Source organism: Bacteroides togonis (assembly GCF_900130135.1).
GTDB lineage: Bacteria > Bacteroidota > Bacteroidia > Bacteroidales > Bacteroidaceae > Bacteroides > Bacteroides pullorum.
Map to the genome: position 1 here is coordinate 43,972 of NZ_LT670820.1, position 14,936 is coordinate 58,907.

Consider the following 14,936-nt stretch of genomic DNA (forward strand, 5'->3'; position numbering starts at 1 on the left):
AAAGCCTTTACGGAGAGTACGTGAATGCACGCTATGCGTAAGCATAGCATAAGCATCACGCAATCGTCTCCGTAGTTCCAATTTACCAGATTTTCGCTTGAAACGCCTTGCGGTCTTATCCTATATGTTGGCGGCGAAAAGCTCCTGCCAATCGCCGTTTTTCTCAAATGTTATGCAAAGATAGCCAAATTCAGTGAATTACGGGCTATGATTGCTTGAATTTATATTTAAGTCCATACTCTTCAAGTTTGCTGTATAGTGTTGTCCTGCCTATGCCGAGCAGTTCTGCGGCGACACTCCGGTTGCCGTTTGCCTGTTTCAACGCACGCAATATCCGCTCCTTATCCTCCGCGTCATTGCGCAAGGCGAAGCTGACAGTAGAGGTCGGTTTCGTCACGGCAAGTTCCAGATGCTCTTTCATGACAACACCTTCCTGCGCCTGCAATACAGCACCCATAACTTTCTGCCGAAGTTCCCGCACGTTGCCCGGCCATGCGTGTGTCAGCAACGCTTTACGTGCTTCGGAACTGAACCCGCTCACGCTACACTCCAGCTCTCTGTTTGCCATATCACGGAAGAACTCTGCCAGCGGCATAATGTCTTCTTGACAGTCACGCAACGGAGGAACGGTTATCCCGAAGTCGTGCAGGCGGTACAGAAGATCCTGCCGAAAACGCTTTTCATTCACCGATACCTCCAAATCTTCATTGGTAGCAGCGATGATGCGGACATTGAAATTCCGGTCTGCCTTGTCTCCGACCGGGCGATACCGCCTCTCCTGTATGGCACGGAGCAACATCTGTTGGGTTTCCAACGCGAGGTTTCCTACCTCGTCCAGAAACAACGTGCCGCCTTCCGCCTCATGGAAATATCCTTTCTTGGCATTGTCCGCACCTGTAAATGCACCTTTGACGTGTCCGAAGAAAGCCGACGGTGCAAGCTCTTTGGAGAGTGAACCGCAGTCCACCGCCACAAATGGCTTGCCTGCACGTTTGCTCTTGTCATGCAACAGGTGGGCAATATGCTCCTTGCCCGTGCCGTTCTCACCAAATATCATCACGCTCATATCGGTGGCGGCTACCAGCCTTATGCGGTGCATGATTTTCTGAAAGGCGGAACCTTCACGGGCGAATATAGGCATACGGCGTTGTCCTGCCTGACGTTCTTTCAGTATGGAACGGATCAGGGGGACAAGTTTATCCTCCACAAGCTGTTTGGGAATATAGTCTATCGAGCCGAGTTTCATGCTTTCCACGGCGGTATTAACTTCGGCGTAGTCGGTCATAATGATGAAGGGCTGCATCTTTCCCTCCTTTCGCATCCAGCACAAAAGGTCTATGCCACTGCCGTCAGGCAGACGCAGGTCGGCAACCACGATATCATTATCTGTTGCCTGTTGCAGATGTTTCTTCGCGGTTGAGAGGTGGTAAGCCTTCATATTGCGGTAGCCCTCCCGTGACAGCATATTGCAGACATATTCGCAATACACGATGTTGTCTTCCACCACAATTATTTTTGTCTTATTCATCTTCGTATTTTCTCCTTTCCTCTTCTGCCAACCGTATTATTTCCACTCCCTTATCCAGCACGGCAGTCACGGCATGGCTTAACGCTTCACCATCCGGGAGAGCATCGCCACGAAGCAATCCGTAAAGTACATTCAGCGGTTGGTCGGCACGGAGCACCTCCCACGAACTGCGCAGGTGGTGGATCAGGGAATCCAGCTTTTGCAGGTCTTTTTCTTTTGCTGCATCCCGTACCGCCTGCATTTCCTTTTCTGTTTCAGTTATCAACTTTTCCAGCATGACGGCTTCATTGCCATAGGACAATAAGGCGGAAAAGTCCGGTTTCCCGTCCGGTGTCGCTTTTATGGCACACCTGTCGGAAACCTCCATCAGTTCCGATATGGAGAACGGTTTGAACAGGCATCCGGCAAAGCCTTTTGCCAATAGTTCCCCTTTGTTACAACTGCCCGAAGCGGTTGCCACAACCACCGGGATTGTTGGTGAATTGCCCACGTTGGACGAACGCAACAGTTCCAGCAATTCGAAACCGTTTATATCGGGCATATTCAAGTCTGTCAGCAACAGGCTGTATTCTTTCTGGCGTATCATTTCCATCAGTGCCGCAGCATCGGTGCAAGTGTCGCAGTGTATTCCTTCTTGGGAATACATCTCTTTCAGCATCAGAAGTAATACCTCATCATTGTCAATGGCGACAACATCATGGAATTTATTGTTATGATAAACAGGTGTATTGCTTGTATATCCAAGCTGTTCTTCAGCTTCCTGCATAGAAATTTCAACTGTGAAACGACTGCCTTTCCCTTTCTTGCTGTCTAAACGGATTGTTCCGCCAAGCATCGACACAATATTACGCATTATGGCAAGCCCAAGCCCGAAACCCTCCTTTGCGGCGGCATTTGATAGACGTTCAAACGCACCGAACGCTTGTTTCTGTTCCTCTTCTGTCATGCCTGTACCTGTATCTTCAACGACCAGTGTCAGAACTCCATTATCATATTCAGTAATCAAAGAAACACCGCCTTCTTCTGTGAACTTGACAGCGTTTGACAGCAGGTTATTCCCGATTTGTATTATTCGCTCTTTGTCGGTCAATACAATGGCATCGTGTCCAGTCTTCACGGACAAGGACAGCCCTTTGTTCACGGCAACAGGCATGAACTCCGTTTCAAGTGTGTGCGTGATTGCTGAAATCCGGCAGGGTGACAGACGGGGCTGTTCCTTGCCGTTGTCCAGGCGGAAGAAGTCAAGCAAAGTGTTAAGCATATCCCGCATACGGTCGGAGGATTGCAGTATGTTTTGGATATACTGCCCGGACTTATCCTCACACTGTTCTTTCCGTATCAGTCCGGCATAGCCTGTTATTGCTGTCAGCGGTGTGCGCAGTTCATGGGTGATAGTATGTACCGCCTTCTTCCTTGACGTTATCAGTGCCTCGTTCCGTTGTACGGATTGTTCCAGTTGCCTTATCAAATCAGTTGTCTTGTGCTTGTATTGTTTAATGCTTTTTGCATCACGATGTATGATGATGTAGGAAATTAACAACAATAGAAGAACGAATCCCATTAAACCGCCTACTTGCATAAATGACTTTTCACGCATGGCAACTATTTCGTTTTCCCGGCTTTGCAGTTCGGTTTGTACCTTTTCTTCTATTTGGCAAATCAATTCTTGCAGTTGTCTGTTAAGTTCTGCATTACGAGCTGCAAGGCTGTCGGCTTGTTCCGACAATTGGCGATCCTGCACTTTCTGTTCGCTGATTACGTTTCTATTGACCGAATGAAGGATAGTGGTTGATACTGCTGGAGTTACTTCCTTTTTTTTGCCGAATATGCCTAAGAAACCTTTTCGTTTTGGCTTTTTGGACTGTTCCTGCACACTTTTCTGTACAATAACCGGAATTTGATTGGCTATCTTCTTGTTAATAGATTGTTGTTCATCCATTAACCGGACTATCTGGAACATCTGTCGTTCCTTATCCTCTAAAAGACTGCGCACACTATCGATGCGCTCTGCTGGATAGGTGGCCTTGAAACGGCAGAGCATACTGTCCATTGCCATACGCCGTGCATGGTAATGCTCGATATCTTTATCGTTCCATTCCAGTATTGTTTCACCCAATAGAGAAAATTTTATCATTTGAATATTGATATTGTTTATTTCTTTTCGGAGCTCGTCTATTTTTTTATTGCCAAGTTCTAATGCTTCTATCTCCTGCCATTCATAGAGGCTATTATATGCCATACATCCGATAAGAATGGAGATAAGTATATATCCCAACCGTATTGCCTTATAGAAATTTCCTGACCGCTCCATTATTTTAATGACATTGATTTTTGGAACATGAATAAAAGTTTATCTTTTTCGTTCATGCGGATATTATCAGAATAACCGTCTTTTGTTATTTGATACCCACATGGCTTAACCATAAAAATGCCTAAGCCCTTAGTGTACGAACTTACTTCTGAGGCATAGTCTTTACTTGTATTTAATGGAACTTTCCCTTTAATATGACACCACTCATTATTACAACTGATGTCTTCAATCTCAGACATCAGTTTTTGCAAATCTGTAATAGCTTTGGAACTCGCTACTTGGGGTATCTGCAACTCAAAACAGAGCATCGGTTCGAGAATGTCCACACCTGACTGTTGCAAAGCCAGCCTGAAGACATAAGGGGTCAGCTGTCTGAAATCAGCAGGTGTACTTACCGGGCTATAATACTCGGCTTGAGTAAAAGTTACTTTCAGATCTGTCACTTCCCATCCATGTAAACCAGATTGGCAAGACATACGAATCCCTTCAAAAACGGCATTTTGAAAAGAATGGTTCAGATAACCATAGGAGATGTCACTTTCGATTTGCAACCCTGCCCCTAACGGTAAGGGTTCAAGAGTCAGCCCTATTGTGGCCCAGTAAGGGTTGGGTGGTACTTCGATCTGAATAATCTTATTGACCTTTTTTATAGGTCGTTCTTTGTAGATAGTCTTGATCTCATCAAAATGGACCTTTACGGAAAATCGTTCTTCCAGCAATGTCTGTATGATTTCCTTTTGGGTCAAACCATATAACGAGATTTCCAATTCATCACTATATGAGTTTATGGAAAAGGACAAAGACGGGTCTTCAATCCACAATGTATTCAGAGCGGATATCACCTTGCTTCTCTCTTCGGGCTTATTTGGCCGGACGGAGGATTTGAGAGCGGGATGCTGATGAGATAATCCTTGAATCAAACAAGGTTTAGCACCTAAATAATCTCCGATTCGAAAATCTTCTATATCTTCTACAATCGCGATATCATTGGCACCCACTTCATCAACATTTATCTCTCTGCCCTGATAAATAGTCTTTAGATTTTTAATCTTGATGAATTTTTCCGAATCGTTGATTCTTACAACGTCTCGAAGTCTCAGACTTCCGTCAATTATTTTAAGAAAACTTCTTTTATGCCCTTTGGGGTCATGCTCTATCTTATAGAGATAAGCTGAAAGTCTGTTTGAGACTGATGCCGGAGGAAGTATAAAAGAAGAAATGGCGTCCAACAACTCATTGATACCGATATTGAACATTGCTGATCCATGTAGCACCGGATAGACTTTGGCTTTTGCCACAAGAGCGATTATCGTATTCCAATAATCAGCCGGTGAAATTTCGCTATCCGCCAAATATCGTTCTAATATATCGTCGTCATGGTTGCATACAAATTCTTTGTATTCTTCCTTTATATATGTTTGGGAGCAAACCGGATAAACCGATCCATCGACAACAGTTTGCATAAACAGGACATCTTGCGACAGATTTGTTTTTATATCCATATACAAACGCTCCAAATTCACACCGGCACGGTCAATCTTATTGATAAATATAATTGTCGGGATTTGCAGCTTTTGTAAAGTACTGAACAGCAACTTTGTCTGCGCTTGTATGCCTTCCTTTGCGGATAAGATGAGGACTGCTCCATCAAGCATTTTGAATGTCCGCTCCACTTCCGCAATAAAATCCATGTGTCCCGGAGTGTCAATGATATTGCATTTCACTCCATTCCAGATAATAGATGTCGTAGAAGCCCGGACAGTAATTCCTCTACGTTTCTCTATATCCATAGAGTCCGTTATGGTGTCACCATTATCCACACGGCCGCACTTTTCCGTTGCTCCACTGGCAAACAGCAGATTCTCGGTTACGGAAGTTTTTCCTGCATCAATGTGAGCAAGAATTCCTAAATTTATAATATTCATTTGGATTAAGCAATAATATACTACAGTAGATGCATTGTCGAAACGCACCTTTTAATACCTCCTCGTAGCATATGAGAACTACAGGATTACTAACTCGTATTAATATGTATATTATTACTGCCGCATAACGATTACAAAATTACACAAAAAAATATATCTAACAAAAGTGGGAGGATTTTTTAACTTTTTACCATAGACATTTTATTAGGGAAGCGTAGGTTCAACTGGCAAGTACAAATAAGTAGAAATGTTTGAACAACACCGTTTTAGGAAGTTGAAAAATCAAGTTTCTCTCTCGGTATAGCGTTTATTTTGGCCAATATCTTCTTTAGTTTAGCATTTGTGTATTTCCCATTCGTGTTCTATTTAGCTCCTTATTATGAGTATGTAGCAAGTTACTTATCAAATTCAGCCTCTTTGAGGGTCAAATATGGTTTTGCAAATGGTGACTGACAAGACATAAACAAGGTCAGCAGGAATTTTTTACATAAATGGACATGAATGTATATAACCTAAAATAAGAATAAATTTTAATAAGGGCTGCCCAAAAAGAAAAAAATGCAGTTGCCATCCTATAGATACTTGCAGAAAGGATAAAATTTACTTTTAGACCTTTTGGGATAGCCCTTATTAATACTTCAGATAAAATTCCTTAGGTTATATTTTCAATCCTTTGGACCGGGTTTCCTCCTTGGCATACAGTCCCGGACGCCCGATTATGACATGGTTGGCAACGATACTATCCGCCGGACTGCGTATCTGCGGCGGTGCATTTTCGGGATATTGCGCCTGCCTGTTCCTCACATCTTCCGCTTCCGGCTTGAGTTGTTGCCCTTCATTCTCCTTTTCTGCGACTTCGGGCGTGGGTGGCGCAAGCTCCAGCTGAATTTTTCGGTCAAGGGCGGCAAGTTCGGACTTCAACTGCTTCAGCTCGTCCTCCTTCTTCCACACCTTACCCGCTATCTCCTGTAACTGCGGTATCTCCATCTCCAGCACCTCGTTCTTCGCCTTGTACTGGTCGATGATGGAGGGTATCCTCTCCATCGCGTTGAGGAAGTTGCGGGCGGCGGCCAACGGGTCAGCCATCGCCAGATGCCCGTTGTTGTAGGTGTACTTGTAGTTCCCCTCGACCACGAAGCGGTTGTCGGTGAACTCCAATCCCTCTTTGAGTATCCTTTCGCTCACCACCTTTATCGGAAAACCGTAAAGTTCACCGACCTGCGTGTACAACCCTCCGGTCGTGGCATTCTTGGCTATCTCCTGCAAATGCTTTCCGATGACCTTCTCATCGGCGGAATCCACTCCGTCCACCTTTATTATATTAAGGCGGTTGCCCTCCTTGTCGGTCTGCACCACCGACAGGAAGCGGTTCCAGTCCTCCGTCATGGCATCTATGAAAGCCGTGTTGTTGCGCAACTCGCCGGTCTTTGACTCCAGCTTGAACTCCGAATCACGCTTGCCCTTGTTGAACGACTTGCGTTCCCCTTCGAGCGATGCGATCCGCTTTTCCAGTTTCGCCTTGTCCAACAGGTCGGTATTGCCGGAGAGCAACGCCATGTATTCCGAGAAATTCATGCCCGATTTTTCGTCCATTGCCCCCTCGTCGATGGTACGCGCACCCATCGCACCGCTTTTGAGCTGGCTTATGAAAGTCTGCTTGCAGTGCAGGAGGTTGAACTTGTAGCTGTCCAGTGACTTCTCCACCGCGTAGATGATTACATCCACGTTGTTCCCGGCGAAATGTTTGGCAATCTCATTACCTGCCCTAACTCCGCGTCCGTCACGCTGTTGCAAGTCGGACGGTCGCCACGGCGTATCGAGATGATGGATAGCCACACACCGTTTCTGGGCGTTCACACCCGTTCCGAGCATAGAGGTAGAGCCGAACAGCACACGCACCGTCCCGGCGTTCATGGCGTCTATCACCGCCTTCCGCGCCTTGTCGGTCTTGCACTCCTGAATGAAGCGCACCTCGCTTGGCGGTATACCGTAGTCCTCCGTCAGTTTGCGCTTGATTTCCGAATAGACGTTCCACCCGTCGCCCGGCTGGTATGTCCCCAAATCAGAGAAAACGAACTGCGTGCCTTTCTGGGCGTCGTATTTTTGATAATACTCCGCGATCATCTTGGCACAGTGACTCGCTTTGTTGTCGGGATGATCTTCGTAATTCGGGTCTATCATGCGCATGTCGAGTGCCATTTTCCGGGCATAGTCCGTGGCGATGAGCATCTTCGCCTTTTCTTCCGTTTCCGAAAGCGGCAGCCTGCCCAACAAGGTGGCATCGCCCGTCTTGGCGAACTGCATCAGTTTCTGTATGAAGTCCTCCTGTTCCGGCGTGGGCGGTATATGGTGCAGTATCTCGTTCTTGGCAGGACGGTCAACGCCCACATCCTCCGCCGTGCGGTAGTCCGTGATTTCATTATAGAAGGCGGCAAGCTCCGGCACTTTGATGAAGTAGCGGAAACGCTCCTTCTGGACCACATTGTTCGTCACGTTAAATTCAAAATCCGTCGTCTTCTTGGCAAATATCGCCGCCCAAGCGTCGAAACACCTTATGTCCTGCCGTTCCAGCTCCTTCGGGCGCAGGTACTTGAACAGCAGGTACAATTCAGTCAGTGAGTTGCTGATAGTCGTGCCGGAGAGGAAGGTCGCACCCAAGTCTTTTCCTGTGCGCTCCTGTATGGTGCGTATGGCAAAGAGCATGTTAAGTGCCTTCTGGCTTCCCTCGCTGTTTCCCAATCCCGCCACACGGTCGTGGCGCGTGTTGAAAGTCAGATTCTTGAACTGGTGGCTCTCATCTATGAAGATGTGGTCGATGCCCATCTGCTTGAAATCCACCACGTCGTCCGTGCGTGACTTTATGGCGTGTTCCACCTTCTCCAGCTTCGCTTCAAGGTTGTGCTTGCGCTTCTCCAATCCTTTCAGCATCGCCCGCGACACGTTCTTTCCCTGCTGCCGTAGCACTTCGAGGTTTTCCTCCACCGTGTCAAGCTCTGCTTGCAGGATGCGCTGCTGCAATTCCGGCGACTGCGGTATCTTGCCGAACTGGTCGTGCGACATGATGACGCAATCGTAGTCGTTGTTCTTTATATTATTGAAGAAGCGCACACGGTTGGCGGTCGAAAAGTCCTTCTCCGAAGCGTACAGAATACGTGCGTTGGGATATGCCGCCTGATAGGTGGCTGCAATCTCCGCAACGTTGGCTTTCAGCCCGATAATCATCGGCTTGTGTGCCAAATTCAGACGCTTCATCTCATGCGCGGCGATGCACATTATCAGCGTCTTACCGGTTCCCACCTCGTGGTCGCAAATTCCGCCGCCGTTCTGTTTCAACATCCAGACGCAATCCATCTGTGAGGGATAGACGCTCTTGATACCCCGGCTTGCCAGCCCTTTCAGGTTGAGGTCGGGAAAGGTCTGATGGGAGCCGTCGTAGCGCGGGCGCACGAAACAGTTGAACTTGCGGTTATACATCGTCACAAGCCGCTCCTTGAACTGCGGCGACTGCTCTTCGAGCCATTCGGAGAAGCCGTTTCGTATCTCGTCAATCTTGGCGTTGGCGAGTTGTATTCCCTCGCTGTCGCGCATCTTGATGTCGTTGCCATGCTCGTCCTTGCCGATGGACTTCATCATGTCAGGGCAGGTGTTGTGCAGGGCGTGTTTTAGGAGGTGCATACCGTCATAGTTCCGGTAATACCCCTTCACCAGAAACTCGTCCGTGATTTTCATGGTGCGGTAGCCGCACACCACCGAAAACTCGTCCATGCTTGCGGAATAGGCGATTTTCACCTCCGTGTCGAACAGCCGGCTCATGTAGGCGGCATAGACACCCGTCGGAATCCAGCGTTCCCCGAAATTGAAGTCCAGATCCTCGAAGGCGATGCGCTGCGGCTCGGCATCTTTCAGAGCCTCCAACGCCTGCTTCACCTCCGGCATACGCTCATTTTCGGGATTGTCACCCATCCATGCCTCTATGCGTTCCGCTTTCTCTATGACATTTCCGGCGATGAAACGGTCTTTGATTTCGTAACCGGTCACGAGCGGATTGTAGTAGATGCGCCCTTGCAGGGCAGTGAGCAAATCCTCCGCCGTGCTGTCGGTTATCTCCCGCATATAGTCGAGATTGACCGTACCATATTTGTTGAGCGACGCAGACAGGGCTTCTTCGGGAGAGCCTACGTTGGCATGGCTCTCCACCGCGAAGGAAACAGGATGCTCGAAGATGTCCGCCTTGACGAACTTTCCGTTTTCCATCCGTTCCAGCGAAAGGATGTCGCGCCCGCCCGCATCCATCATCACTAACTTCACGTTCTGCTTGGCGTTGAGGTTGCCGTAGCGCATGACAAACTCATCGTAACAGGTATTCAGATGCTCTCGCCACGGAACATTTGCCTCGCGCCGGAGCGATTCATAACGGTACAGACGCTCGTAGGCGTCACGCAGCGACACATACAACAACGCCTTTTCCTTCTGGTATCCTTTCAGGTCGAGCGGCTGGAATGTCGCCCCGTATGGCGTGATGTCTTTCAGGTAGCCGATGTTATGACGCCCCCGGTCAGCCACCAGCGACCCTTCGCGCAGGTGCATCTCCGGCGTGCGGTGGTAGGCACGCGGAGAAAGGTCCACGACTTCCTCCTTCGGCTTTTCCGCTTCGATGTCGGGGAAAAGGAAAGTCCCCACCGCTTCCGATGGGGTATCTGTAACGGCAGGTGCGGCGACTGCCTCCGGCTGTGTTTCCTCCTGTCGTGGCTGCTCACGGGAAGTTTCCGGCACGGCTTTCACTTCCGTCTTTTCCGCCACTTGTTTCTCTTTATGCTGCCTTGCCAGTTCCCGAAGTTCTTTCCTACGCTCCGGCGTCAGACCCATCATCATTTCATAGAAACCGTTGATGGGAGGATTGGTATCCCAGTCCAGTGTGGCATAGATGTCGTCCGGGTCGGCAGGCTTGGCGGTGTTCTCCGCTTTCACCTCCTTATTCTCCATTGCGGGTTTTGCAGTTGGAGCTGTCGGTGTAACCGTGACTTTCGGTTTGGGCGGAGTGGACTTTGCCGTAACTGCCTTTTTCACCGTCTTTTTCTTTTTGGAGGTTTTCGGTTGGCTGACCTCTTCCGTCATCCCCCAGAGGTCAAGCAGGGTGAGCTGCACGCCTGCGGAATATTGCGGGCGCGGTTCTATCTCCGGCTTTTCATCTGCGGGTTGCGGCTTTTCTGTCGGAGTTTCCACCGTCTGCGCCGAGGATACTGTTTCCAATTTTATGGCAGGACGCTCTACTTTATTTTGAACGGCAACTTTTTCTTCCGTTCCTGCCTGCCGGATTGAACCCGAATACAAGCGCATGGCAAGCCTGTAATGGAAATCCTCGTCGAGCATACGGCGCAAATCCCCGGCGATGCCTGCTGCCTTGCCCTCGTGCAGATAAACCATAGCGGGCTTCCCGTAGGGGTCTGTGTCAAGTTTCGCCATCGTATGCACGATGCGTTCCGGGTGGTGGATGAAATAGGCGTTGTCGGTCAGGGCGGTTTTCGTGTCCGTCTGTATCACGGTCATCAGCCGCTCGTCCTGCGACATTTCCTTCTTGCTGAGGTTCTTTTGCAGGACAATCAGGTCACTGCCCACCTCCGTGCCCGCGTTGTCCGTGAACAGGTTGTTGGGCAGGCGTATCGCGGATACCAGATTGGCCTGACTGAACAGCTCGTTACGCACGGAGGTCTTGGTGCTATTCAATACCCCTTGCGAGGTGATGAACGCCACGATACCGCCGTCACGCACGGCATCCAGTCCTTTGAGAAAGAAATAGTTGTGGATGGTTTTCTGGGCGGAGCGTCTGCCGAAAGAGTCGCTCCGCTGAAACTCCGCGTCGAACACGGCAATGTCACCGAACGGAATGTTGGACACCGCCAAGTCGAAATAATTGTTGAACGGTCTTTCGATTTTCTCAAAACCGCAGGTGCGCATTTTCTGGTCGGGATAGAGATGCCTCAAGATTGTACCCGTGAGCAGATCCTTCTCGAAAGCCATCACATCCGCATTGGGGCTGTGCCGCAGCATGGAATCCACGAACACGCCGACACCTGCCGACGGTTCGAGCATACGGGCGGGGCGGACGCTGTAATCTGCCAGCACGTCCGCGATGGTGTCGGTTATCTCTTTGGGGGTGTAGAAAGCGGTCAGCACGGACGCTTTCAGCGAATCCACAAACCGCTTGTACTCTGTTTCGTCCTTGCTGTTCTCACGGATAAGCCTGTGCAGCTCCACCGTCGGGGCGAACAGTTCGAGGTCGGATTTCGCCCACCGGACGGCATCCGTCAGTTCCTTTGCAGGGTTGAGGATACATTTCAGACCGCCGAAACCGCAGTACCTTTGAAGTATGGCACGCTCTTCGGTTGTCGCTGTCCTATTTTCCCTGTCAAGGATGAATGCCGTCCGTATCGCCTCGATGTTGTCCCGCAGTTTCTGTTTGCGGTTAAACGCCATATTCGTCTAAGTAAAGGACGGTTGCTCCCGTCAGCTCCGTGTAGAGCAGGTCGTAATCGGAAGACAGGGCGAAATTGTCATCCGAGAGGTCATAGACGGAGAACACGTTGCCGACAAGCGGCAGCAGTTTCAGGACAAAGGCTTCACGCTTCTCTTCCGGCACTTCATCGGCAAACTCGTTTTCCACGACTTCGCGGAGGATGGCGTAACGGGAATAATGCAGCCCGCGCAGCAGCGTGTCCATCGCCAGTTCCTGCGCACCATCGGCGGGATAGCCTTCAAGCCGTGCCCTCTCATACGTTTCGGCGGCACGGTCGGCCCGTTCCCGTATGAAAGCGGTGTCGTCAGCCTGTTCAAACTTGTTCGTGCGGAGATAGTCCAGCAGGTACAGACCGTAATAGGAAAAGTCGGTCTGACCCTCGTTTTTCTTCTTGTTGTTCATTACTTTGGATTTAGCGGATTGATAATTAACGGGATAATCGGTTGGAAAAAGGAAGAAAAAGGCACTCGGTATCCCTCCGAGTGCCACCACTAAATCCAAAGTATGAGTGTAATCCGGTATCGAAGAACAATTCATTACTCTGAACAAGTGGCAAAGTTAATACTATTTCTTCCGTCCTGAAAATTTCTTGTCCTTTTTAGCCTCCGGGAACACAAAAGTCGTGTTATATTCCCCGTCAAAGGCGACAACAGCATCGAAACTCTTGCCCTGTTTGCTCTTGAACCCTTTGAGCAGCTTGGTATGCCCTTCGGTGAGCAGGTCTTTGATTTCATCGTCGGACAGGGTGCGTCCCGCTTTCAGCCGGAACACGGGCAGTCCGCACTCCGTGTTGTCGCAGCGTACCACCTTGCCGTAGAACCGCATCCTGCCCGTGCCACACTTGGGACACGCGCAGCCGGAGTCACGGCTGCCGAAGAGCTTGTCGCACGAGATCAGTTCGGAGGTTATCTCACGTGTGTACGCCTCTATCTCCTTGCGGAAGGTGTCGTCGGACAGTTCCCCGCGCTCGATACGCGCCAGCTCCTTTTCCCATTCGCCCGTCATGGCAACATCGGCGATGCGCATCGTCTTGACGACGGAATTGAGGGCAAGTCCTTTTTCGGTGGGAACAAGCGACTTCTTGCAGCGTTCCATGTAACCGCGCTTGAAAAGCGTTTCGATGATGGAGGCGCGTGTGGCGGGAGTACCGATGCCACAGTCCTTCATCGCCTGCCGCAGTGCGTCGTCCTCAATTTCCTTGCCCGCCGTTTCCATTGCCGAGAGCAGGGTGGCTTCGGTATGCAGCGGCTTGGGTTTGGTCTTTCCTTCGGTAATGGACGAGCCTTTCGGTGTCAGCGTGTCGCCTTCCTGCCAGCCGGGGATGGTAATTTCCTCTTTTTCCTCGCCATAGACGGCACGCCATCCGGTTTGCTTCACGACGCTGCCTTTTACGGTAAACTCCACTCCGGCACATTCCGCCGTGACAGTGGTCACATCCTTGACGCATTTCTCAGAGAATGCCTCGACCATGCGCCCGGCAATCATCTGATAGATGGTATTGTCCTCTTTGGAGAGGAAGAGCGGTTTCTCACCCGTGACGAGCAGGGCATGGTGGTCTGTCACCTTGCCGTCGTCCACGCTGCGGCGTGTCGGGGCGGCTTTTGCCCGCACCTTGTCTTTCCATTCGGGCTGTGTGCCGATGAAAGCGAGCAGTTTGGGAATTTCGGCAAACACGTCTTCGGGGATGTAGCGGCTTCCCGTTCTCGGATAGGTTATCAACTTCTTTTCGTAGAGTTTCTGCGCGATTTCAAGCGTCTGTTCCGCCGTGAAGCCGTGCTTGGCGTTGGCTTCTTTCTGGAGCGTGGTCAGGTCGTAGAGCAAGGGAGTTTCCTCCGTCTTCTCCTTGCGCTCGGCTTTCGTGACAGTGGCGCAACCTGCCGCCTTTACCTTATTATATAGTTCCATCGCCGGTTCTTTCTCTTTCCATTTCTCGGAGGATGAGAATTTCACGACTTCGCCGTCGCAACCGTCCGTTGCGATATGGAGCTGCCAGAATGCTTCGGACGTAAAGCGGCGGTTCTCCCAGTAGCGTTCACATACCATAGCCAACGTTGGTGTCTGCACCCGCCCCACGGAATACGTGCCGTGTCCGGCGGCGATGGATAACGCCTGTGTGCCGTTGATGCCCACGAGCCAGTCGGATTCGCTCCGCGCTTTGGCGGCGAGGTAGAGGTTGTCGTATTTGCTGCCGTCTTCGAGTTTCCGCAGTCCCTCGCGGATAGCTTTGTCGGTGAGAGAGCTGATCCACAGGCGCACGAAAGGAGTGGTGCAACCCGTATAGTGGTAGAGGTAGCGGAAGATAAGCTCTCCCTCGCGTCCGGCATCGGTCGCCACGATGATATGTTCGCTTGTGTCGAACAGTCTTTTGATGACTTTTATCTGCGACACCACGCCGCTGTCGGGCTTGTAACCTTTCTCCGTCCTGACCTGACGGGGGACGAGCGTGAATGTGTCGGGAATAATCGGGAGGTTGTCACGGACAAATCCGCGCACGCCGTAGCCGTCGGGCATGGCAAGCTGAACGAGGTGTCCGAATGCCCATGTCACGGCATAACCGCCTCCCTCGAAATATCCTTCCTCTCTCTTTGTCGCGCCCACGATGCGGGCGATTTCACGTGCCACGGAGGGCTTTTCTGCAATGATTGTCTTCATGTCTTC

Annotated in this window: 6 protein-coding genes; all 6 read right to left on the bottom strand. The window is 50.1% G+C overall.

Features of this window, described 5'->3' with window-relative positions; all coding sequences use genetic code 11:
- Window positions 1-205 precede the first annotated feature (205 nt).
- Window positions 206-1,528, bottom strand: coding sequence for a sigma-54-dependent transcriptional regulator (locus BQ8005_RS00255; RefSeq protein WP_004291471.1), 1,323 nt, complete (start codon window positions 1,526-1,528; stop codon window positions 206-208).
- Entirely contained in the window at window positions 1,521-3,839 is a 2,319-nt protein-coding gene (locus BQ8005_RS00260; protein WP_004291467.1) for a hybrid sensor histidine kinase/response regulator, read from the bottom strand. Before BQ8005_RS00260 ends, BQ8005_RS00255 begins: the two co-directional genes overlap by 8 nt.
- The gene (gene tet(Q), locus BQ8005_RS00265; protein WP_004291466.1) at window positions 3,839-5,764 is read right to left on the bottom strand and encodes a tetracycline resistance ribosomal protection protein Tet(Q); all 1,926 of its coding nucleotides are present in this window, start codon (window positions 5,762-5,764) and stop codon (window positions 3,839-3,841) included. The genes BQ8005_RS00260 and tet(Q) overlap by 1 nt, the downstream gene beginning before the upstream one ends.
- 657 nt (window positions 5,765-6,421) lie before the next feature.
- Window positions 6,422-12,238 carry an N-6 DNA methylase gene (locus tag BQ8005_RS00270; RefSeq protein WP_075316684.1) on the bottom strand — a complete coding sequence of 1,939 codons (5,817 nt, stop codon included), beginning with the start codon at window positions 12,236-12,238 and terminating at the stop codon, window positions 6,422-6,424.
- Window positions 12,228-12,680 (bottom strand): DUF1896 domain-containing protein, encoded by a 453-nt coding sequence (locus tag BQ8005_RS00275; protein ID WP_004304266.1) that lies wholly within the window; start codon window positions 12,678-12,680, stop codon window positions 12,228-12,230. Before BQ8005_RS00275 ends, BQ8005_RS00270 begins: the two co-directional genes overlap by 11 nt.
- A gap of 162 nt (window positions 12,681-12,842) precedes the next feature.
- Complete coding sequence (topB, locus tag BQ8005_RS00280; RefSeq protein WP_004291456.1) at window positions 12,843-14,930, bottom strand: type IA DNA topoisomerase; 2,088 nt, start codon at window positions 14,928-14,930, stop codon at window positions 12,843-12,845.
- Between the last annotated feature and the right edge of the window lie 6 nt (window positions 14,931-14,936).